A 23,163-nucleotide genomic window follows, 5' to 3' on the forward strand; every position below is an offset into this window, starting at 1 on the left:
CTAAGTTTATCAACAAGATAGAAGGAAATTTTTTTTCGACTTTAAAAAAATATTGTCGAATTTTGCAGGGTTTTGATCGTTATATCTAGAATAATAGAACATGGTGGTATATATGCCAAATCAAATTCCAGAAGAAACAATAGAAGAGGTACGAAAAGCGAATGACATTGTTGATGTTATTGGTGAGTATGTACAGCTTAAAAAACAAGGTAGAAATTATTTCGGCTTATGCCCATTTCATGGCGAAAAAACACCGTCCTTTTCAGTCACACAAGAGAAACAAATTTTTCATTGCTTTGGTTGTGGAAAAGGCGGAAATGTAGTGACGTTTTTAATAGAGATGGAAAAGTTTTCGTTCTTTGAAGCTATGGAGTACTTAGCAGGAAGAAGTGGTATATCTTTACCAGAAACTAATAGGAACGAAGGAAGTTCTCTTTCAGAGGAAAATCAAAGTGTATTAGCCGCTTATGAATGGTTGACAAAACTATACCATCATCTATTGCGATTCACAAAAGATGGGAAAGAAGGCTATAGCTATTTTAAACAACGAGGCATTAGTGAAGAAACGGCAGATGTATTTCAACTGGGATTTGCACCAAACGATAATGATTTTACAGCCGAGTTCTTAAAGAAAAAAGGGTTTCATCAACAAATATTGGCAAAAGCAGGTTTAATATTACTACAAGAAGACAATAAAGTTACAGATAGGTTTCGTGGACGAATTATTTTTCCTATACGGAATCATCTTGGTAAAACAATTGCTTTCGGTGGTAGAACCATCTCAAATGGTGAACCAAAGTATTTAAATAGCTCAGAAAGTGAACTTTTTCAAAAGGGTAAGCTTTTATACAACTTTGATTTGGCCAAAAAACATATACGAAAATCAGGCGAGGCAGTATTGTTTGAAGGGTACATGGATGTTATATCTGCATATCAGGCAGGTGTAAAAAACGCTATAGCCACACTTGGTACATCATTAACAACAAACCAAGCTAAATTATTGAAACGGTATGTCGATACAGTAATCATTTGTTATGACGGAGATGATGCGGGGGTAGAAGCGACCTTTAAAGCCGCGTCCATCCTTAAAGAAACGGGTTCTCATGTGAAGATTTCTAGGCTGAGTGATGGGATGGACCCAGATGATTACATTAACACATATGGTCAAGCAGCGTTTCAGAATGATGTAATTAAAGCAAGTGAAACGTATATATCTTTTTATATGCGATATATTAAAAGAAGCTATAACCTAAGTCTAGAGGATGATCGCTTTAAATATATTGATTCCATTCTTAAAGAACTTGCAATGATTGATAGTTCCATTGAACGGGAACATTATTTAAAAGAGATAAGTAATGAATTTAATATTTCTACAGAAACATTGAAACAAGAAATGCACACCCATCGTAAAGAAGTGGGACAAAATAAGGATAAGAGACAAGAGAACAGTTATACTAATAGGGCTAACAATCATTATCAAACAAAAAAATTACTACCGGCATTTCAAAATGCTGAAAAACAGCTTCTTGCATATATGTTGAAAGATACTGCTATAACTGATAAGGTGCAGAAGGAAATAGGTGCAGCGTTCAATATAGATGCACATAAAATAATTGTAACGCACCTTTATGCATATTATGAAGAAAACCATCTTCCTGATGTCAGTTATTTCATTGAAAGGATAACAGACCAGGATATTAAAAACTTAATTATAGAAATTGCAATGCTTTATACTGATGAAAACATTAGTGATAAAGAAATTAATGACTATATCAGAATTATACGCGCCGAAAAGAGCGATGTGGCTAGCATTAAGTTACTAAAGCAGGAACAGAGGCTAGCTGAACAACAAAATGATCCAATCAAAGCGGCACAAATTGCGATGCAAATCATTAAAATCCATAAGCAGCTAAATAATTCACATTGATATAAATGGAGTATGGAAGGAGGGGGACTCATGGCCGAAAATATGCCTTCACAAACAAAGGAAAATGAAAATGAATTAACACTCGAACAAACAAAGGATCAATTACTCGAAATGGGTAAAAAGCGCGGCACATTGGCATATGAAGAAGTCGCTGATCGTTTGTCTCATTTTGAGATAGAATCCGATCAAATGGATGAATTTTATGAGTACCTGGGCGAACAAGGTGTAGAAGTAATCGGTGAATCTGAGGATGATCCGAATATGCAACAAATTTCAAAAGAAGAAACATTTGATCTGAATGATTTAAGTGTCCCACTAGGGATTAAAATAAATGATCCCGTTCGTATGTATTTGAAAGAAATAGGACGCGTTGATTTATTATCCGCAGCAGATGAGATTGACCTTGCTACACGTATTGAAAAAGGTGATGAAGAAGCTAAAAGGCGCCTTGCGGAAGCAAACTTACGTTTAGTAGTAAGTATTGCAAAACGTTATGTTGGACGAGGTATGCTATTCTTGGATCTTATTCAAGAAGGGAATATGGGTCTGATTAAAGCAGTAGAAAAGTTTGATTACCGTAAAGGATTTAAATTTAGTACGTATGCAACTTGGTGGATCCGCCAAGCCATTACGCGTGCAATCGCCGATCAAGCAAGAACAATAAGAATCCCTGTCCACATGGTTGAAACAATTAATAAATTGATTCGAGTTCAACGACAATTACTCCAAGATTTAGGACGTGAACCTACACCAGAGGAAATCGGGCAGGAAATGGAATTAACACCTGATAAAGTGCGAGATATTCTGAAAATCGCGCAGGAGCCTGTTTCACTTGAAACGCCAATTGGTGAAGAAGATGACTCCCATTTAGGTGATTTTATTGAAGACCAAGAAGCTGTATCACCATCTGATCATGCTGCTTATGAACTGTTGAAGGAACAGCTTGAAGATGTTCTTGACACCCTAACTGACCGGGAAGAAAATGTTTTGCGACTGCGCTTTGGTCTTGACGATGGCCGGACAAGAACATTGGAAGAAGTTGGGAAGGTATTTGGCGTAACAAGAGAACGTATACGCCAAATTGAAGCAAAAGCGCTCCGTAAACTTCGCCACCCAAGTAGAAGCAAACGTTTAAAGGATTTTCTTGAATAAATATAGTATCAGTCATTGACACAGTAGTGATCAATGACTGTTCATCTTGGTTTATTGTTATGTGCAATAATATAGACATTACTGTCTATATTGAGGTGATCATAAATGACAGAGGATCGAATAACAACCATAATTAATGAGTTAAACTATTGGAAGAAAAGTAAGATGCTACCTGCTGTTTATTGTGATTATCTCCTAGCATTATACACAAATGGGGACGATTCCTTAGGGGAAGAACAAGTAAAGGGTAAGAGGTTATCATGGTTAATTCAGTTATTCCTGCTGATGTTAGTAATGCCTTTTGCGCTTTTAGTTATTTATGCAACATCATTTGAACCTTACATACAGTTAAGCATATTAATACTTTTTATTCTTTTTTCATTTTGGCAATATAGAGGATTTAAACTACAGCATGATGTAATCTACCCTTTATCTTTTGCAATTTTTTTATTACTAATTTTTTTAACAACAATATTCTTAAGCAATACATATATTGGGATAAATTGGGTAACAAAGTTGATTATTTTTGTGAATTTTGTATGTTGGATTATAATAGGCAAGAAAATGGATTTAAAATATCTTACCATCTCTAGTATTTTTGGTATACTGGCAATAGGGTTGTATTTTGTTCTTTAATTAGTCACATTTACGCCCTTTAAACTATATTGATTTTAAAGTAAACTAAATGTAGACGTTTTGTTTAATTACATTAAAGAGAGTACATAAGGAGGAAACGTAATGAAGAAAAATCCAGTTATCCCCTTCGCAATTATTGCAATTATAGGGATTTTATTGGTGATCGTTATATCATTTGTTGGCTTGGGTCAACAAACTGCAATTGAAAATGAAGAAAAAGGTGGCGGAGAAAAGCAGGAGCAAGGAGAAGGGGCATCAACTGATGACCCTGAGGCAATTTTCCAAAGCAATTGCATCTCATGTCACGGTGCTGATTTGACCGGTGGAGTAGGACCAGACCTAACGCAAGTAGGTAGCAAATATAACAAAGAAGAGATTAAGGACATCATTATAAATGGTAAAGGTAACATGCCAGCTGGATTAGTGCAGGAACCTCAAGCAGATGCTCTAGCTGAATGGCTGGCGAAGAAAAAGTAAAATAGAATTAAAACACGAGAAAGCTTTCTGATCTGATACAGGAAGCTTTCTTTTCGACTAATAGGAAGGAGAAAATAATGAATCAACAATCAGTCATTTCAAATCGTTTGCAAAGAATTGCTTCCTACTTACCGATGGAATCGTATTTTGCTGATATTGGTTCTGATCATGCCTATCTGCCTTGTTACGTGTGTCTTCATGATGATGGGGCAAAAGCAATAGCAGGTGAAGTTGTGGATGGCCCTTTTCATAGTGCGAAAGCAACGGTAAAGGCGAATCATTTAGAAGCTGTTATCGACGTTCGACTTGGAGACGGATTAGCAGTATTACATAAAGGTGAAGTGAAACAAGTTGTTATTGCTGGTATGGGTGGATCGCTCATAAAGTCAATATTAGAAAATGGAATAGATAAATTGGAAAAAGTGGAGCGAATCATCGCACAGCCCAATGTTGATGCTAAAGCTGTTCGGAAATGGCTCCATTATCATGGTTATGAGATAGTACAAGAAGAGCTAATAGAGGATAATGGGCATTTTTACGAAATTATAGTTGCTGATAAAATGAATATCTTTCAAAACTTAACTGAAAAGGATTTCATGTTTGGGCCAGTTTTATTATTGAATAAATCAAAAGCTTTTTATGAAAAGTGGAGAAGCGAGCAGGAAAAGCTCCAATACATTAGAAAACAATTAGATCAGGCTAGTGTACCGCAAATTGAAAAAAAACGACAATTTAACAATGAATTAATTTGGATAAAGGAGGTGTTGCAGGATGAAGGACGAGATTAAGAATCGGGATGTTTTTCAAACGATGGAAATGTGGGCGCCTCGTGATTTAGCATATGACTGGGACAATGTAGGTCTGCAGGTAGGGTCCTTTTCAAAGCAAGTTAAAAAGGTGATGGTAACACTAGATGTATTAGAAACTGTCGTGGATGAAGCCGTTGAGAAGCAGGTAGACTTGATTATTGCACATCATCCGTTACTGTTCAAACCATCTAAGCAAATTAATATAGATGATGTCCAAGGTAGGATAATTCAAAAATTACTAAAATACAACATAACTGTATATGCAGCACATACAAATTTAGATGCTGCAAATGGCGGTGTTAACGATATGCTTTGTGACGCAATTGGATTAAATAATACAGATATATTAATCGAATCAAAGAAAGAAACTTTGTATAAACTAGTTGTATATGTTCCAATTACACATGTAAATAACGTTCGTAATGCTTTGGGAGAAAGCGGTGCTGGTCATATTGGAAATTACAGCAATTGTACTTTCCAAACAGAAGGTATTGGTACATTTACTCCTTTGGAAGGGACGAACCCTTTTATCGGTACGGAAGGAAATATGGAGCATGTTAATGAGGCTAGACTGGAGACAATTGTTTCAGAAGAAAATCTCTCAATTGTTTTGAATAATGTGAAGGAAGCCCATCCTTATGAGGAAGTTGCTTATGATATTTTCACTTTATCAAATGAGGGTGAAGGACTTGGTATGGGCAGAATTGGCAATCTTTCTAGTGAAATGACATTACATGAACTGATTAATCATGTAAAACAGACTTTAGGTGTTTCGACCGTCCGCGTTACTGGAGATTTGGATCAACATGTTATCAAGGTAGCTGTGCTTGGTGGAAGTGGAGAAGACTTTATCCATGCAGCAAAAGAAAAAGGGGCAGATGTCTATTTAACAGGTGATATGTCCTTCCATACCGCTCAAGATGCATGGCAAATGGGACTTTCTATAATTGACCCAGGACATCATGTTGAAAAAGTTATGAAACAAGCTACGAAGCGTTATCTTGAGAGCGTATATACAAACAATCAATTAGAAGTAATTATATCTAACTCAAATACTGAACCATTTCAATTCATTTAAAGACATCTAATTTGATTTCCTTAATGCATGTATAGGAAATGTGTTCTATAATGAATCATAGGGAAATTTGTTAGGGCTTGAAAAAGTGTGCTGTAAATGCACCAAAAGGAGTATTTATTATGGAAAAAAAAAATTTTGAAGAATTTGCGTTCCATCCCCTCATGACAGAAATTATCGGTAAGCTGCATTTTGAAAAACCGACCGATATTCAACAAGAGGTTATACCAGCTATCCTAAAGGGAAAAAGTGTAATTGGACAATCACATACAGGGTCAGGAAAAACGCATGCATATCTATTGCCTCTATTTAACCAAATTGATATAGAAAAAAGATCGGTACAATTCGTTATTACTGCGCCAACCCGTGAATTAGCCATGCAAATCCACGACGAAGTGAAAAAAATCATAAAATTTGCTGGAAAAGAGCAACAATGGATTTCAAAATTGTTGGTTGGTGGTACCGATAAGCAAAAAATGATGGAAAAGTTAAAATATCCTCCTCATATTGTAGTTGGCACGCCTGGAAGAATATTAGACCTGGTAAAAGAAGAAGCCATTTCTATTTACTCAGCGTCCTCATTTGTAATTGATGAGGCAGATTTGATGTTAGATCTTGGTTTTATTAATGATGTGGACCAATTGCTTGTTAGATCAAATAAGAATGTTCAATTACTTGTCTTTTCGGCGACAATTCCACAACGCTTGGAGCACTTTTTTAAGAAATATTTAGAAAACCCTATTCACGTAAAAATTGATGATCAATTATCACCTGAAACAATGGAGCATCATTTAATTGATACGAAACATCGTGATGAATCCACCATTATAGTTGATATTTCAAAAGTAATAAATCCTTACTTGGCTATTATTTTCACAAATGGCAAAGAAAAAGCTAATCAACTAGCAGAATCCTTGTTAGAAAAAGGATTGGATGTCGGCTTGATACATGGTGGATTGTCTCCACGTGAACGAAAAAGAGCATTAAAGGATATACAAAATTTGCGTTTTCAATACATTGTAGCAACTGATTTAGCCTCAAGAGGAATTGACATCAAAGGTGTAAGTCATGTGATAAATGCACAACTACCTAAAGAAGAAGATTTTTACGTCCACCGAGTAGGTAGAACTGCCCGTGCGGGTTTGGAAGGTACCGCTATAAGTCTATACAATGAAAGTGATATTAAAATCATTAGTAAACTAGAACAAAAAGGATTATCATTCACATTTTTTGATATAAGAAAAGGTGATTGGGTAGAGATGAAATCCTGGAATGAACGTAACTTACGCACGAAAACAGATGTTGATGTAGATAAAGAAGCATGGAAACGTGTTAAGAAAACCAAAAAGGTTAAGCCAGGGTATAAAAAGAAAATGAAATATCAGCAAGAGTCAATTAAAAAACGGCTGAGTAAAAATACAAAACATAAGAAGTAATAATAGAACAAGCGCTGTTAGGGGTGTTTTATATGGTTAAATTAGGATCACATGTTTCGATGAGTGGAAAGAAGATGCTATTAGGCTCGAGCGAAGAAGCAGTCTCATATGGTTCAAATGTATTTATGATATATACAGGAGCACCACAAAATACGAGAAGAAAACCAATTGAAGATTTGAATATAGAAGCAGGTACAGCACATATGAAAGAAAATGGCATTGAAGAAGTTGTTGTTCATGCCCCCTATATTATTAATATCGGCAACACCACAAAACCTGCAACGTTTGAACTTGGTGTGGACTTCTTGCGAAATGAAATTAATCGCACGGCAGCATTAGGAGCCAAACAAATTGTGCTACACCCGGGAGCACATGTTGGCGCAGGTGTTGATGCTGGTATTAATAAGATAATTGAAGGGTTAAATGAGGTATTAGTCAAAGATCAGCCTGTCCAGATTGCACTTGAAACTATGGCTGGTAAAGGAACGGAAATTGGTCGAACATTCGATGAACTTGCTAGAATTTTTGATGGCGTCCATCTAAATGAAAAACTCTCCGTTTGTTTGGATACTTGTCATATACATGATGCAGGGTATGATGTAGTAAACGATTTCGATGGTGTACTTAATCAATTTGACAAGATAATTGGTGTAGACCGTTTGAAAGTTATCCATGTCAATGACAGTAAAAATGAACGTGAAGCACACAAAGACCGCCACCAAAATATAGGTTTTGGACATATTGGTTTTGATGCACTTCATAAGGTTATCCATCATCCACAACTAAAACAGTTACCGAAAATATTAGAAACACCATATGTTGGAGAAGATAAGAAAAATAAGAAACCTCCATATAAATTCGAAATAAATATGGTCAAAAATGGAACATTCGATCCGGAATTAAAAGATAAAATTGTTCTACAATAAGCAAAAGGAAGAGCGCAATTTGCGCTCTTCCTTTTGTGTTTACGTGTTCTTTTTAAAGGGAACAAGGTTAGAAAAGGGATTGAATACCGTAAGACCTCACAATTTCCCCAAATAACTTTTGGGCTTTTTTTGTGGTGTTTAAGTCAGTGATTCGCGTTAGTTCTTTAAAAAAGATAATACGTTCTGATTCTTTAAACGGATCAAATGGATGACTTTTTACATAATCCGTAATTTGTTTTGCTTCTTTAGGTGTAAGCGAAAATCCATATTGCTTGCTATAGTTAAGTAATTCCTCAGGTGAAATATGCTTTAATTTATTAGCTATAATTTCTTTCATAATTATTTTTGACATGGTTCAGCTCCTTTAAAAGTAATGCTGATTTATTCTATGCAATTGCTTGCAAAGGGTTAACGGATATAGGAGGTATTTTAGTGCAAACAAACTACAAAACTGGAAAATTGCTGATGGTTTTTCTTGGAATAGGTATCATTTTCTTTTCGATAAATTTCATGCTTACCCAAGAGAAACAAAAATTGAAAGAAAAAAATGATGTATTGGCTGCTAAGAATCAATCATTGACACTAAAAAGCGAATATTTAGGAACTAATCCACTAATCAATGAAAAACACAGTTATATGACCTGGAAAGATCTTAATAATACAGCAGCTAAATTTGTGAAAGATAGTAATGGTGAATTTAAGGCATCTTGGTCATTTTATTTAGTAAAAGAAGCAAAAGCATTTGATATCAATCCACACATTATGTACGAATTACTAAAAGTGGAAACAGGCGGCACATTTAATCCAGATCTTGTAGGTCCAAAAACCATTTATGGACATGCGTATGGCATGGCTCAATTCATGAAGAATACTGCTCCATGGATTGCCGATATGGCAAATGTACCTTATAAAAAGACTATGTTATTTGATCCATATTATTCCATCCATTTATCCTATGTTTATTTAGACTTTTTACATGAACAATATGGAGATTGGAATAAAGTATTAACTGCATACAATCGTGGTATGGGAGGACTGGAAAATTACGTAGAGGAAAATGGACACGCAAAAAGCTCGTATGCTACCGAAATTTTAAGTAATGCAAATGCATATCCAGAAGTAACGATTGCAAAACAGCATTACCAATAACTTACACCAGTATTAAACGTTTAACTCCATAAACTAAGTCACACCTCATTTAAAGAAGGCGAGGAATAAATTTATGGATCAATATGATCAAAAAGGTCGCAAGAATCCAGCGCTTAATAATGAAGCAGAAGATCATGAAGTGAATACTGCTAATTTATATGGGAGCACTCCTGTTCCAACAGAAAAAGATAACAATCGCGATGAAGAAATGGCGCAGGAACTAACTGCAGATGATTTTGACAATCGTGCAGAACGGAAAACTGATTCGGAAAGTGGATCACAAGTAAATAGTGCAGTGGGTTGGATTGCACTAGTTTTATCAATTGCATCTTTCTTCTTCATGCCGATTATTCTTGGAGGGACAGGAATTATTGCAGGTTTTATTGCGAAAAGTAGAGACGCAGACACCCTTGGTAATACAGCTATCATAGCTGGTGCGGCCTCCATTATAATTACACTATTTGTAATTCCATATTTGTAATAAACAGGAGGTTGACTTTTGTCTTCCTCCTATTTTTTTTATCCCCTAACGGCAACTTGATTAAAAGTGCACTTGGGCTTTTTTTACACTGATAAAAAAATATTTATTTTTAGTGGATATAATTGCCATTAAAGCATGGCGATAAGCCAAGTTTTTTAATAGACTGGAAAGTAATAATACTCATACGCTTTTAGTTGATAAGGCTCTGCATTAGGATTAACTTTTTTAAAATCTGTAATAATTTGATCAACATCTAATGAGTTGATCGTGCTGTATTCTTCTACGATGGACAATACAGTTTGTCCTGGTAATACTTGAACGTGAACCATAGTATCGTCAAAATTATCCAATGTTTTGTTTTCTTTATCCATTGAAATGGAACCAGATGTGATATCATGGTAAATACTAGCAAAAAGCAAAATTATCGTCACGAAGATAAGGGATTTTTTAAAAAAATTCATATAAATTACTCCTTTTTATGAAACCTTGATTCGTGTATCCCGTATAATAAATAGTAGGAGGGGATGTAAATGGACATTTTTTCATCTCAATGGATGGGTTTAGTAATTACCGGTCTTGGAACCTTGTTCATACTGGGTGAAGTTTGGGTGAATATGCGAGGCATATTTGGATTATTAGGTATAGGATTTATAACCGTTTATTTTTCGGTATATTTGGAAACAGGATCGTTTATTATTATGCTTATTATTTATTTTGTCGGATTATTACTCATTATTCTCGATGGGAAACTGATAAATGATGGAACACTAGCAACACTTGGGCTAGGATGTATGCTTGCATCCGTAGCAATAAGTGCCCCGTCGCTTGAGGCTGGGCTCTATGCGGTTATCGGAGTATTGGTGGGTGGCTTTTCATCACTATTGTTTCTAAAAGTATTTAAACATCGGGATTTATGGACAAAAATTACATTAAAAGATCGATTGACAGAAGAAGCTGGGTATAATTCACTGGCTACAGAATACGTTGAGTTGTTACATCAAGAAGGAATTGCTTTAAATAACTTACGTCCTGTCGGTACGATCCGTATAAATAATAAAGATTATAGTGCCGTTTCAAACGGACAATGGATCGTAAAAGATACCCCTATTGAAGTAGTTCAAGTTGATGGGACAAAAATACTTGTTGAAAAGATTCCAGTATGAAACTCATGTATTTATGTACATGAGTTTTTTTGCGAAAAAAAATCAAATTTAGCCATGTTGAGTAAAAAAGCTTGAAGTATGGAAAGGTAACAAGTACATAAAGATTGTAAATTTAATGTTAAATTTACAGTAGTTACTTTACAAAACAAAGTAATTCATTTAATAATGGATAATGGATCGACAAAAATCAACAATTACGAGGGGATGGAAACCATTGGATATAGATATTCAAAAGCTGATATTTGAGTTTATTGGTGGGTTAGGTATTTTTCTTCTAGGTATTAAGTTTATGGGAGAAGGATTACAAAAAACAGCCGGTGATCGATTAAGAAATATATTAGATAAATTTACGAGTAATCCATTCCTTGGCGTATTAGCCGGAATAATCGTTACCATATTGATTCAGAGTAGCTCGGGTACCACTGTTTTAACTGTTGGTCTCGTAAATGCTGGATTCATGACACTTAGACAAGCTATCGGTGTCATAATGGGTGCAAACATTGGTACAACTGTTACAGCGTTTATTATTGGCGTTGATTTAGGCGAGTATGCACTTCCGATTATAGCAGTTGGTTGTTTCTTGATATTCTTCTTTAATAACCAAAAGGTAACGAGCATCGGACAAACTATTTTTGGCTTTGGTGCACTGTTTTTTGGACTTGATTTAATGAGTAGTGGTATGTCGCCACTTCGTTCTTTAGAAGCCTTTCAAGAACTAACAACAAGCATGAGTTCAAACCCAATTTTAGGTGTGGTAATTGGTACGTTATTTACGGTTATTGTGCAAAGTTCAAGCGCAACCATCGGAATTTTACAAGGATTATTTTCAGAAGGTGCTATTGATTTGAGAGCGGCAGTTCCGGTTCTGTTTGGTGATAACATCGGGACAACCATCACAGCTGTCTTAGCATCCCTTGGAGCAAGTGTTGCTGCAAAAAGAGCTGCGTACGTACATGTATTTTTCAACCTAATTGGAACAACCATTTTTCTTGTTTTTCTAGGGCTGTTCACGCAATACGTCATATTTTTACAAGGTCAATTTAATTTGAATCCTGAAATGACCTTGGCATTTGCCCATGGTAGCTTTAACTTAGCAAATACCATGATCCAATTTCCGTTTATAGGGGCATTAGCATGGCTTGTAACGAAGATTATCCCTGGTGAAGATGTTACCATTCAGTATAAGCCAAAACACTTAGACCCTATCTTTATTCAACAATCCTCGACACTTGCATTAGATCAAGCAAAAGCGGAAGTAATTAGAATGGGTGAGTATGCTTCACAAGGTCTTGAAGAAACAAATCAATATTTACTTACCCAACAACAAAAACATTCTGAAACGGCGATGCAAATTGAAGGAGCATTAAATAATCTGGATCGTAAAATCACCGATTATTTAGTAGAAATATCTGCTGGTTCACTATCAGAATTCGAAAGTGCAAAACATACAGCATTAATGGATTCGGTACGTGACATAGAGCGTATTGGCGATCATTTTGAAAATATTATTGAGCTTATCGATTATAAAATTTCGAATAAAGTATATTTAACAGAACAAGCACAAGAAGATCTAAATAATATGTTTGATTTAACGATTCTTACTGTTAAACAAGCAATCGGTTCATTAGATAAAATGGACAGAGAAGAAGCTTTGGCAGTTGTTCAAAAAGAAGATCAAATAGATAAGATGGAGCGGAATTATCGTAAGAAGCATATTATCCGTATGAATGAAGGCTTATGTAGCGGATCTGCAGGTATTGTATTTGTAGACATTATTAGTAATTTAGAGCGTATAGGAGACCATTCTGTTAATATCGCTGAAGAAGTTTTAGACAAATAAAGGATAAAAGAGATTAGCAAAATAGAGCTAATCTCTTTTTTTCACTAAAATAGAATTTTAAATTGAAATATAAGAGGGAAAGTGCTATAGTTAATAATGTTGTTTGAAGGGGTACTCGTCATACTCTTTTAAAAAAATATATGAAATATATTGACAGATTTTGCTGTACATGATAAATTATATTTCGTCGCTTGTTAATTCTTTACATAAAGAGCAACGCTTTTATACAAGGTAGGAATTGTGTCTAAGATAGATTGAATTACTAGTTTAGATTATTCCACAGTAGTTTGATCAAACGATCTGTGTGTGATCATGCGTCTTCATGACGAGCAAAGCTTTTGATGCGAGGAATGGTCTTCATGACGAGCAGGACCAAGTTAGATTATACTACTATTAGGATTCATTATTTTTGATTATTCCACAGTAGCTCAGTGGTAGAGCTATCGGCTGTTAACCGATCGGTCGTAGGTTCGAATCCTACCTGTGGAGCCATATGGCGGTGTAGCTCAGCTGGCGAGAGCGTACGGTTCATACCCGTGAGGTCGGGGGTTCGATCCCCTCCGCCGCTACCATATTTAAATAAACCTATGTCTTTTATGGCGATCGTGGCGAAGTGGTTAACGCACCGGATTGTGGTTCCGGCATGCGTGGGTTCGAGCCCCACCGGTCGCCCCATAAAATATTAGGACCCTTAGCTCAGCTGGTTAGAGCTATCGGCTCATAACCGATCGGTCGCAGGTTCGAGTCCTGCAGGGTCCACCATTTATAGTACGGAGGAATACCCAAGTCTGGCTGAAGGGATCGGTCTTGAAAACCGACAGGGGTGTCAAAGCCCGCGGGGGTTCGAATCCCTCTTCCTCCTCCATACATAATTTAAAAGGCTCAGTAGCTCAGTCGGTAGAGCAAAGGACTGAAAATCCTTGTGTCGGCGGTTCGATTCCGTCCTGAGCCATCTATTTTGAATCAGATTATTGAGGTTACCTCGACAATCTGATTTTTTTCTTTTTTTGATGCTGTAGGATGTTTGAAACGCTACCTTATGTGAAATAGTAATTAAGGATGCTTTGATAGTAATTGTAAAAATATGCATATAAGTTGCATGTCATTCAAAGCTCTGATAATCTTGCTTTAAAAGGTTGAATTTTCAATCCTTTTATTTCATAATTTTTGAAGGAGGACGTTTAGCAATGGCAAAATTTGAATTACCAGAATTACCTTATGCATACGATGCTTTAGAACCAACAATTGATAAAGAAACAATGAACATCCACCATACGAAGCATCATAATACTTATGTAACAAAATTAAATGGTGCTCTAGAAGGACACGAGGGTCTTCAAGAAAAATCTATTGAAGATTTAGTTGCGAGTCTTGACTCTGTACCAGAAAACATTCGTACTGCTGTCCGCAACAATGGTGGCGGTCATGCGAATCATAGCTTATTCTGGAAAGTTCTTTCACCAAACGGTGGTGGTGAACCTTCTGGCGAATTAGCTGATAAGATTAAGAATAAATTTGGTAGCTTCGATAAGTTTAAAGAAGAATTTGAAGATGCAGCTAAGACCCGTTTTGGATCTGGTTGGGCATGGCTAGTCGTTAATAATGGTGAACTTGAAGTTACAAGTACTCCAAATCAAGACAACCCATTAACTGATGGTAAGACTCCAGTTTTAGGACTAGATGTCTGGGAGCATGCGTATTACCTTAAATATCAGAATAAGCGTCCAGAATATGCTTCAGCATTTTGGAATGTAGTTAATTGGGATGAAGTCGCAAAAAACTATAATGAAGCTAAATAATAAAAGACTTACAGATGGAACGCAGGGTGTACACCCTGCGTTTTTTTACGCTTTTAAACTGTAAACTGTTTGCATATCTCTACACGAATTGTTCAAACTATAAAAGAACGCAGGAGGAGCAATTCAATGCAAACATACAAAGAAAAAATAATGAATAAAATTAAAGAAAATACCGATTTAACATTTTTGTTAGTAATAGGTGGCCTTTACTCTTTGGGGTTATTTTTATCCAATACGTTTGTAAATATTTATTTATGGAAACAATCTGGGGATTATGTCACCATCGCTCTATATAATTTAGGGATATTTGTTTTTCAGCCAATTACATTTGTAATTGCCGGGAAAATGGCAAAAAAGGTTGATCGAATTATCATATTGCGACTAGGGGTAATTTTCTTATCTCTATTTTTTTTGAGCGTATTGTTTATTGGTGATTCAGCTGCATCCTTCCATTTTTATCTAGGCGGTCTTTTAGGCATTGGTTTTGGATTCTATTGGCTTGCATTTAATGTGTTGACTTTCGAGATAACCGAACCAGATACTCGAGATGTATTTAACGGTTTCCTTGGTGTCCTTCAATCATTTGGTGGAATGATAGGTCCATTAATCGCTGGTATCATTATCGCGAAAATGGATGAGAATTTTGGTTATAAAACGATTTTCACCGTTTCATTCTTCATGTTTATTGGAGCTGTGATTTGTAGTTTTTTCCTGAGCAAAAGAAAAGCGGACGGAGCTTATCACTTTAAGCGAATTTTACATGAACGTAAACACAATAACAATTGGAAGAAGATATTATATGCACATGTTTTTCAAGGATTAAGAGAAGGTATATTTTTATTTGTCATTGCAATTTGGGTGTTTATTGCAACAGGTAGTGAACTTGCTCTTGGAATGTTTAATCTATTTTTATCAGGGCTTTCCTTTGTATTTTATTTACTGGCTACAAAATTCATCAAACCTGCTTTACGTAAGAAGTCAATTTTAGTTGGAGCATTAATCCTCTACCTCGCCGTTTATATCATCATCTTTAATGTTAGCTATCCAATTTTAATTGTTTATGCAGTTATCATAGGTATTGCATATCCCATTATAAACGTGCCTTACGCATCACTGACCTATGATGTAATAGGAAAGGCTTGGAGAGCACGGGATCTACGGATAGAATATATCGTTGTACGTGAGTTATATGTAAATGCAGGAAGAGTAGCATCCATTGGGTTTTTTCTTTTAGCAGTTACCCTTCTACCACCAGAAAGAATTATACCAATTTTACTAATTACATTCGGTGCTGGTCACTTGTTTATTTACTTTTTTATTAAAGATATATACTTAGTGACGAACGATGATGAGGAAGTTATGAAAAAAGAAGTTCTCCCTGATGAAAAAAATCGATGATAAGGACTAGAAAGTTGCTTGTTAAATGTTATAATTAATGTAATGAATTTAACATGTTTTTGTAAAAAAGGGAGAGACGTATGGTTAAAAAGAAAAAGAAAGCTCAACTTCCCTTTCGTTTAAATATATTATTTTTTGTTGTATTTTTATTGTTTTCCACATTAATCTTGCAACTTGGGGTAGTTCAAATATTAAATGGGGAAGATTTTCAGGAAGAAATTGATCGAACAATCAAAGATACAACAAAAATTCCAGTACCAAGGGGAAGAATTTTAGACCGAAATCATAATGTGGTTGTAGGAAATAAACCACTATATGCGATTACATATACACCTGCTAAAGGGACAACTCCGGAAGATCGATTGGACGTTGCGAAAAAGCTGGCACCTTTCATCGATATGGTTCCGGAGAAAGACGAACTTACTTTACGCAATAAGAAAGAATATTGGTACTTAAATCATGAGGACGAAGTTAGAAGTCGTTTAACTGACAAAGAAATTGAAAAAATGGATAATGGGGAAGAATATCAAACGATGCTCGACCGTATAACGGAAAAAGAAGTAAATAGTTATACCAAAGAACAAAAAGAGATAATAAATATTAAGATAGAACTGGATAAAGCTTATTCACTTACTCCCCATATTGTTAAAAATGAAGATGTGACACCAAAAGAATATGCGAGGGTTGCTGAACATTTAGATGAACTCCCGGGAATAAATGCTACAACAGACTGGGAACGGACACATCCATTTGATGAAACGTTAAGAAGTATCTTTGGCTCAATAACCACAAGGGACCAAGGTATTCCTAAAGAACGACAGGATTTTTACATGTCACGAGGCTATAGTAGAAATGATCGTGTAGGAAAAAGCGGGCTGGAACAAGAGTACGAAAGTGTTCTTAGAGGTAGAAAAGAACAAATTCAATACACAACAAACAAAAATGGATTGGTTGTTGATTCTGAGGTTGTTGTAGAAGGAGAACGCGGGAAAGATCTTGTTCTAACTATTGATATGGAGTTACAAAAAAAAGTTGATCAAATACTTCAAGATGAAATAAAAAAAGCACTTGCCGAAGATCCATATGGAAATCGTTTTATGCAAGATGCATATGCGGTAGTGATGGATCCACAAACCGGTGAACTACTAGCAGTATCCGGCCAAGGTTATGACCGAAAGAAGAATGAATTTAGTAACAAAGCCTATAATACGTTATATGCTGCTTACAGAGCTGGTTCAACCGTAAAAGGAGCTACGGTGTTAGCAGGTTATGAATCAGGTGTTATTGAGCCTGGCCAACGTTTCTTTGATGCACCAATAAAGATAAAAGGTACCAAAGAAAAAAGTTCTTATCAAAATGAAAGTTTAGGATGGGTTAATGATTATACTGCTCTACAAAAGTCATCCAATGTTTATATGTTTTATATTGCGATGCGCTTAGCTGGAGATTTCGATTATCAACGTAATGAAAAGTTACAAGTTGATTCAGTAGACGGCTCTTTCCAACAATTCAGGAATTATTTCAGCCAGTTTGGGTTAGGAGTTCCAACGGGAGTTGATTTCCCATTTGAATCAATAGGATATGAAGGCGTAAATACTAGCGGTCAGTTATTGGACTTTGCAATCGGGCAGTACGATACTTATACGACCATGCAATTAGCACAATATGTATCGACTATAGCAAATGATGGTTATCGTGTCCGCCCAAGATTTCTTGATTCCATTCGCAAGCCTACACCTTATGAGGATAAGTTAGGTCCTGTATATAAGAGTAAGAACACAGATGCACTTAATCGAATTACGATGGATCAAAGTCTAATCGAACGCGTCCAGGAAGGGTTTAGACGAGTATTTCAGGAGCCAGAAGGAACAGCTTACAGTTATTTTGCTGATAAAGCCTATACTTCTGCTGGTAAAACAGGTACCGCTGAAGCTGTTTATATCGAAAGGTACGATAATGGAGAGATAAAGAAAGTCCATGAAACGTCAAACTTAACACTTGTCGGATATGCACCATATGAACATCCAGAGGTGGCGTTCGCTATTGTTGTCCCTGACACGGGTGGTGAATATCATCTGAATGATTACATCGGTGAACGTATTTTAGATACGTATTTTAACCTGAAAGAAAAACGTAGTGAGGAAAACAAGTAAGTGTCTAATAAGGTAACCGAAACCGAATTATAATGATAAGTCCTAAATTGCTAGATTACTAGCAGTTTAGGACTCTTTTTAGTTTAAAATTTACATAACCTTTACTTTGTATTAATACTAGCTTAACAATACCCTTGTACAATATGAATTGTAGAGCAATAACAATCATTTGGGGGGCTTTAAGATGAAATCAAGAAAAATAGTATTAACTATGCTTATGTCTTTGCTAGTTATTTTTACTGCTGCATGTGGAAATGGAGATGGAAGTGGAAATGGAAATGCTAGTGCAGGCGGCGATGATTCGAAAAAAGTAATGGTGGATGGTTCATCTACAGTATTCCCGATTATGGAAGCAGTCGCCGAGGAATATTCTGCTGCTAATCCAAACGTGAAAGCAACGATTGGTGTTTCTGGGACTGGTGGAGGATTTGAAAAGTTTATTGCTGGTGAAACAGATATTTCAAATGCATCCAGGCCAATAAAAGAAGAAGAGATAAAAGCGCTTGAAGAAGCTGGAATTGAATATACAGAGTTTAAATTAGCCCTAGACGGTTTGTCAGTAGTTGTAAATAAACAAAATGACTGGATAGATCAACTAACTGTAGAAGAGATGAAAAAAATGTGGTCGGAAAGCAGTGATGTTAAAACATGGGCTGATGTTCGCGAAGGTTGGCCGGAAGAAGAAATTAAGTTCTTTAGTCCCGGTGCTGACTCAGGTACATTTGATTATTTCGATGAAGTAATTTTAGACGGAGAACAGATTCGTAAAGATGCTGCTCTTTCTGAAGATGATAATGTTTTAGTTCAAGGTGTCTCCGGAACAAAGCACGCCATTGGATACTTTGGATTTGCCTATTATCTTGAAAATAAGGATGATTTAAAAGTAGTTCCAATCGTTAACAAAGAAGGTAAGGCTGTAACGCCAAGCCAGGAAACCATTCAATCAGGCGAATATGAACCATTGTCTAGACCATTGTTTATTTATGTGAGGCATGAAGCAGTTAAGGATGAAACTGTCTATGACTTCACAAAGTATACACTAGAGCATGCTGGTGAAATGGCAGAGGCTGTTGGATATGTTGCTTTGCCAGACAGCGTTTACGAAAAACAGTTAAAAAAGTTGGCTGAAATAGCTGGTAAATAAATTCACATTAAAAAAATAGTTACAGTTGAGTGTGAGGATCGTTCATTATTGAACATTCCTCGCATTCATGCGTTTTTTATCGGGGAGGATCGTTCGTTATGTCAAAGTCTGTTCGGGATATGATTAAAGAAAACAAATCTAATCGTTCTCTACTTCAATTAACAGAGAAGGCGGCACCACTACTTTTTTTGGCATGTGCTGTTATTTCTGTTTTAACAACAGTAGGCATTGTTTTTACATTACTAGTAGAAACAATTACTTTTTTTAATAGAGTACCTTTCATGGAATTTATAACAGGTACAGAGTGGTATCCATTTGCTGATGAAAACTCATCCTATGGTGTGATGTCTTTAGTATCTGGAACGTTATTAATTACGTTATTAGCAATGGCGGTATCCATTCCAATTGGACTTGCGTCTGCCATTTATTTAAGTGAGTATGCTTCTATAAAAACTAGAAAAACAATTAAGCCAATATTAGAAGTTTTGGCAGGTGTGCCAACTATCGTTTATGGTTTCTTTGCATTAACATTTGTCACACCTTTATTAAAAAACTTTATACCTGAACTACCTATTTTCAATGCCTTAAGTCCAGGTATTGTCGTTGGAATTATGATTATTCCAATGATTGCTTCTCTATCAGAGGACGCAATGAGTTCAGTGCCAAACTCTATCCGTGAAGGTGCCCTTGCTATGGGATCTACTAGGCTAGAAGTAGCGCTCAAAGTAGTGCTTCCAGCAGCACTATCAGGCATTATAGCTTCATTTGTACTCGGAATTTCTCGTGCGATTGGAGAAACAATGATCGTAGCAGTTGCAGCTGGTTCTACACCAAAGCTCACATTAGACGTTACGGAATCCATTCAAACGATGACAGCATATATTGTTCAAGTTAGCCTTGGCGATGCAGGCTATGGATCAACCATTTACTATAGTATTTATGCGGTTGGTATGACGTTATTTGTTTTCACTCTATTAATGAATTTATTAGCACAGTACATTTCTCGTCGCTTTAGGGAGGAATATTAATATGAGTTTGATCAATAAAGAGGCTGTTAGAAATACAACGGGAAAACGATTGACAAAAAACCATATTCTAAAGTGGGTATTTTTTCTTGCCACCCTTTTTGGAATTGTAGTTTTAGCCACACTTTTATACCGTGTTTTCACACAAGGCGTTGGTTATTTAGACTGGGGATTTCTAACTAGTTTTGCCTCAAGATTCCCTGAAGAAGCTGGAATTAAGGCTGCTATTATAGGATCTCTCTGGTTAATGGCAGTTACAGCACCAGTATCACTCATTTTGGGTGTTGGTACAGCAATTTATTTAGAAGAATATGCAAAAAAGAATAAGTGGACTCGTTTTATACAGATAAATATTTCAAATTTAGCAGGAGTTCCTTCTATTGTATTTGGACTTCTCGGATTAACCATCTTTGTAAGATTGTTGGAGATGGGCCGAAGTATTATGGCAGGTGGTTTAACAATGAGTCTGTTAATCCTACCTATCATCGTAGTAGCAGCTCAAGAAGCAATTCGTTCGATTCCAAATGAACAGTATGAAGCATCATACGCGATGGGGGCTACAAAATGGCAAACAATCCGTCGAGTGGTTCTTCCAGCAGCAATTCCGGGCATTTTAACTGGAGGCATTTTGGCATTATCACGTGCAATTGGTGAGACTGCACCATTATTAATGATAGGTGCATTGACGTTTATTGCATATTTACCGGAAAGCGTATGGTCTGGGTTTACGGTCATGCCTATTCAGATATTTAATTGGACTAGCAGACCACAAGATGAATTTCAATATGCAGCTGCTGCAGGAATTATAGTATTGCTAATTATGTTAATTATAATGAATTCAATAGCAGTCTTTATTCGAAATAAGTTTTCTAAACGGTATTAAATGAGGAGGACTAAACATGAATAATGTAAAAGATGAAAAGCGTGTGCCTATTATTGGGATGATGAATTCAGATTTGGATCCGGCGAGTAAAATTATTTATTCCGTTCAAAATTTCAATTTGTGGTATGGTGAAAAACAAGCGTTAAAGGAATTACAGTTTGACATACCAGCAAATCAGGTAACGGCCATCATTGGCCCATCAGGTTGTGGTAAATCGACATTTATTAAAGCGTTAAACCGAATGGTGGAATTAGTTCCATCAGTAAATATGGCTGGAAGTATAATTTATAAGGATCAAAATATTTTTGACCCAAAATATAAAGTGGAAGAACTTAGAACGAACGTTGGAATGGTGTTTCAAAAGCCTAATCCATTTCCGAAATCAATTTATGAAAACGTAGCTTACGGACCGAAAATTCACGGGGTTAAAAAGAAAAAAATTCTTGATGAAATTGTAGAAAAAAGTTTAAAGGGTGCTGCCCTTTGGGATGAGGTAAAAGATCGATTGACTGAAAATGCATTTGGGTTATCCGGTGGGCAGCAACAACGCTTATGTATTGCTAGATGTTTGGCAATTGAACCAGAGGTTATTTTGATGGATGAGCCGACATCTGCACTGGATCCAATCTCTACTTTAAAAGTGGAAGAACTAGTACAAGAGTTAAAAAAGGAATACAGCATTGTTATTGTCACGCATAATATGCAACAGGCTGCGCGTATTTCTGATCGAACAGCATTCTTTCTAAATGGCGAAGTAGTTGAATATAGTGATACGGATAGATTATTTTCTAATCCGACTGATAAAAGAACAGAGGATTATATAACAGGTCGATTTGGATAATATATGGGGGGTGTAGCTGTTGACAAGAGAAAATTTTGAAGAACAGTTATTGGGATTGAAATCTGAATTAATGGAACTTGGAGATCTAGCCAAGCAGGCAATAGATCAATCAATAAATGCTCTTGAAAATCAGAATGTTGATTTGGCATTACACGTTATTGATGAGGACGCCAAAATCAATACATTAGAGGAAGAGATTAACGAGAATGCCACTTGGTTAATTGCAAAGGAGCAGCCTCTTGCTACAGATTTAAGAAAAATCATTGCTATCATGAAAGTTACCACAGACATCGAACGAATTGGAGATTTGGCTGTAAACATTGCTAAATCGGTTATTCGAATCGGTGAACGTGAATTTGTGGAACCCTTGAATAAAATACCTCATATGGCATCTATTACGCAAAAAATGATAGATAATATACTTCTTGCGTTTAATGAAGAGGATATTTATAAGGCAAGAGATGTTGCTGAAATGGATGATGAAGTTGATAAAATGTATGGTGGTTTAGTTGCTGAATTAATGGATCTTATGACTAAAAATCCTGAGTATATCGAACAAGTCATACAATTGTCCTTTATTTGCCGTTATTTAGAACGTGTGGCAGACCATACCACAAATATCTCAGAAGCAATAATTTATTTAGTAAAAGGAAAAAGATACGATCTAAATAGTTAAAGTTAATTAAGTCGTAAAAAAGTAGTAGTGTGGAATTTCCCGCACTACTACTTTTTTATGAGCAAAGAAAGTATAAAATTTTGATGATGATCTGTCTAGCTCCAGCGCCTAGACACTCGAGACATAAGCAGTTCGCTTCCGCGTGGGCAAAGCACCCACACTGAACCGCTCTG

At 36.0% G+C, this 23,163-nt stretch carries 22 protein-coding genes and 6 tRNA genes; 26 read left to right on the top strand and 2 right to left on the bottom strand.

Going from position 1 to position 23,163, the window contains the following annotated elements; translation table 11 throughout:
* Positions 1 to 112: 112 nt before the first annotated feature.
* From dnaG to AC3G7N_RS06795, 8 genes are all read left to right on the top strand, one after another.
* Positions 113 to 1,927, top strand: a complete 1,815-nt coding sequence (gene dnaG / locus AC3G7N_RS06760) for a DNA primase (RefSeq protein ID WP_489421391.1) — start codon at positions 113 to 115, stop codon at positions 1,925 to 1,927.
* A 30-nt stretch (positions 1,928 to 1,957) separates the two neighbouring features.
* On the top strand, positions 1,958 to 3,079 hold the full coding sequence (gene rpoD, locus AC3G7N_RS06765) for an RNA polymerase sigma factor RpoD (RefSeq protein ID WP_089532056.1): 1,122 nt from the start codon (positions 1,958 to 1,960) through the stop codon (positions 3,077 to 3,079).
* 105 nt (positions 3,080 to 3,184) lie between these two features.
* A complete protein-coding gene (locus AC3G7N_RS06770) occupies positions 3,185 to 3,715 on the top strand; it encodes a hypothetical protein (RefSeq protein WP_489421392.1) in 531 nt (176 codons plus the stop codon).
* Between the two features lie 102 nt (positions 3,716 to 3,817).
* Positions 3,818 to 4,192, top strand: a complete 375-nt coding sequence (gene cccA, locus AC3G7N_RS06775) for a cytochrome c550 (RefSeq protein WP_489421393.1) — start codon at positions 3,818 to 3,820, stop codon at positions 4,190 to 4,192.
* Between the two features lie 77 nt (positions 4,193 to 4,269).
* Positions 4,270 to 4,980 (top strand): tRNA (adenine(22)-N(1))-methyltransferase, encoded by a 711-nt coding sequence (locus AC3G7N_RS06780; RefSeq protein ID WP_489421394.1) that lies wholly within the window; start codon positions 4,270 to 4,272, stop codon positions 4,978 to 4,980.
* Positions 4,964 to 6,079, top strand: coding sequence for a Nif3-like dinuclear metal center hexameric protein (locus AC3G7N_RS06785; RefSeq protein WP_489421395.1), 1,116 nt, complete (start codon positions 4,964 to 4,966; stop codon positions 6,077 to 6,079). Before AC3G7N_RS06780 ends, AC3G7N_RS06785 begins: the two co-directional genes overlap by 17 nt.
* A gap of 119 nt (positions 6,080 to 6,198) precedes the next feature.
* Positions 6,199 to 7,512, top strand: a complete 1,314-nt coding sequence (locus AC3G7N_RS06790) for a DEAD/DEAH box helicase (protein WP_489421396.1) — start codon at positions 6,199 to 6,201, stop codon at positions 7,510 to 7,512.
* Positions 7,513 to 7,544: 32 nt separating this feature from the next.
* Entirely contained in the window at positions 7,545 to 8,438 is an 894-nt protein-coding gene (locus AC3G7N_RS06795) for a deoxyribonuclease IV (RefSeq protein ID WP_489421397.1), read from the top strand.
* A gap of 67 nt (positions 8,439 to 8,505) precedes the next feature.
* On the opposite strand, the gene AC3G7N_RS06800 is transcribed toward AC3G7N_RS06795, so the two are convergent.
* Complete coding sequence (locus tag AC3G7N_RS06800) at positions 8,506 to 8,790, bottom strand: DUF2624 domain-containing protein (RefSeq protein WP_489421398.1); 285 nt, start codon at positions 8,788 to 8,790, stop codon at positions 8,506 to 8,508.
* 80 nt (positions 8,791 to 8,870) lie between these two features.
* Between AC3G7N_RS06800 and AC3G7N_RS06805 the strand changes: the two genes are divergently transcribed.
* The gene (locus tag AC3G7N_RS06805) at positions 8,871 to 9,587 is read left to right on the top strand and encodes a lytic transglycosylase domain-containing protein (RefSeq protein ID WP_489421399.1); all 717 of its coding nucleotides are present in this window, start codon (positions 8,871 to 8,873) and stop codon (positions 9,585 to 9,587) included.
* Positions 9,588 to 9,660: 73 nt separating this feature from the next.
* Positions 9,661 to 10,068 carry a hypothetical protein gene (locus AC3G7N_RS06810; protein ID WP_489421400.1) on the top strand — a complete coding sequence of 136 codons (408 nt, stop codon included), beginning with the start codon at positions 9,661 to 9,663 and terminating at the stop codon, positions 10,066 to 10,068.
* 155 nt (positions 10,069 to 10,223) lie between these two features.
* Here AC3G7N_RS06810 and AC3G7N_RS06815 read toward each other — a convergent pair whose 3' ends face one another.
* On the bottom strand, positions 10,224 to 10,529 hold the full coding sequence (locus AC3G7N_RS06815; protein WP_489421401.1) for a hypothetical protein: 306 nt from the start codon (positions 10,527 to 10,529) through the stop codon (positions 10,224 to 10,226).
* 69 nt (positions 10,530 to 10,598) lie between these two features.
* Here AC3G7N_RS06815 and AC3G7N_RS06820 point away from each other — a divergent pair, with 69 nt between their 5' ends.
* The 16 genes from AC3G7N_RS06820 to phoU all read left to right on the top strand — a co-directional run bounded on the left by AC3G7N_RS06820 (position 10,599) and on the right by phoU (position 22,990).
* Positions 10,599 to 11,231 carry an NfeD family protein gene (locus AC3G7N_RS06820; protein WP_489421402.1) on the top strand — a complete coding sequence of 211 codons (633 nt, stop codon included), beginning with the start codon at positions 10,599 to 10,601 and terminating at the stop codon, positions 11,229 to 11,231.
* A 214-nt stretch (positions 11,232 to 11,445) separates the two neighbouring features.
* Positions 11,446 to 13,071, top strand: a complete 1,626-nt coding sequence (locus tag AC3G7N_RS06825) for a Na/Pi cotransporter family protein (RefSeq protein ID WP_489421403.1) — start codon at positions 11,446 to 11,448, stop codon at positions 13,069 to 13,071.
* Positions 13,072 to 13,488: 417 nt separating this feature from the next.
* A tRNA-Asn gene (locus AC3G7N_RS06830) sits at positions 13,489 to 13,563 on the top strand.
* A gap of 3 nt (positions 13,564 to 13,566) precedes the next feature.
* Positions 13,567 to 13,643, top strand: a tRNA-Met gene (locus AC3G7N_RS06835).
* A 27-nt stretch (positions 13,644 to 13,670) separates the two neighbouring features.
* Positions 13,671 to 13,746, top strand: a tRNA-His gene (locus AC3G7N_RS06840).
* Positions 13,747 to 13,756: 10 nt separating this feature from the next.
* Positions 13,757 to 13,833: transfer RNA gene (locus tag AC3G7N_RS06845), tRNA-Ile, on the top strand.
* A gap of 10 nt (positions 13,834 to 13,843) precedes the next feature.
* Positions 13,844 to 13,936: transfer RNA gene (locus AC3G7N_RS06850), tRNA-Ser, on the top strand.
* 14 nt (positions 13,937 to 13,950) lie between these two features.
* Positions 13,951 to 14,023: transfer RNA gene (locus AC3G7N_RS06855), tRNA-Phe, on the top strand.
* A gap of 235 nt (positions 14,024 to 14,258) precedes the next feature.
* Positions 14,259 to 14,870 carry a superoxide dismutase gene (locus AC3G7N_RS06860; protein WP_489421404.1) on the top strand — a complete coding sequence of 204 codons (612 nt, stop codon included), beginning with the start codon at positions 14,259 to 14,261 and terminating at the stop codon, positions 14,868 to 14,870.
* A 126-nt stretch (positions 14,871 to 14,996) separates the two neighbouring features.
* Entirely contained in the window at positions 14,997 to 16,268 is a 1,272-nt protein-coding gene (locus AC3G7N_RS06865) for an MFS transporter (RefSeq protein WP_489421405.1), read from the top strand.
* A gap of 80 nt (positions 16,269 to 16,348) precedes the next feature.
* Positions 16,349 to 18,421: a peptidoglycan D,D-transpeptidase FtsI family protein gene (locus AC3G7N_RS06870; protein WP_489421406.1), complete on the top strand. Its 2,073-nt coding sequence runs from the start codon at positions 16,349 to 16,351 to the stop codon at positions 18,419 to 18,421.
* A 184-nt stretch (positions 18,422 to 18,605) separates the two neighbouring features.
* Entirely contained in the window at positions 18,606 to 19,565 is a 960-nt protein-coding gene (locus tag AC3G7N_RS06875; RefSeq protein ID WP_489421407.1) for a PstS family phosphate ABC transporter substrate-binding protein, read from the top strand.
* 98 nt (positions 19,566 to 19,663) lie between these two features.
* Positions 19,664 to 20,593, top strand: a complete 930-nt coding sequence (pstC, locus tag AC3G7N_RS06880; RefSeq protein ID WP_489421408.1) for a phosphate ABC transporter permease subunit PstC — start codon at positions 19,664 to 19,666, stop codon at positions 20,591 to 20,593.
* 1 nt (position 20,594) lies between these two features.
* A complete protein-coding gene (pstA, locus tag AC3G7N_RS06885) occupies positions 20,595 to 21,473 on the top strand; it encodes a phosphate ABC transporter permease PstA (RefSeq protein WP_489421409.1) in 879 nt (292 codons plus the stop codon).
* 58 nt (positions 21,474 to 21,531) lie between these two features.
* The gene (pstB, locus tag AC3G7N_RS06890; protein WP_489421488.1) at positions 21,532 to 22,314 is read left to right on the top strand and encodes a phosphate ABC transporter ATP-binding protein PstB; all 783 of its coding nucleotides are present in this window, start codon (positions 21,532 to 21,534) and stop codon (positions 22,312 to 22,314) included.
* A gap of 19 nt (positions 22,315 to 22,333) precedes the next feature.
* The gene (phoU, locus tag AC3G7N_RS06895; RefSeq protein ID WP_489421410.1) at positions 22,334 to 22,990 is read left to right on the top strand and encodes a phosphate signaling complex protein PhoU; all 657 of its coding nucleotides are present in this window, start codon (positions 22,334 to 22,336) and stop codon (positions 22,988 to 22,990) included.
* Positions 22,991 to 23,163 lie beyond the last annotated feature (173 nt).

The organism is Virgibacillus carmonensis (genome assembly GCF_057836705.1).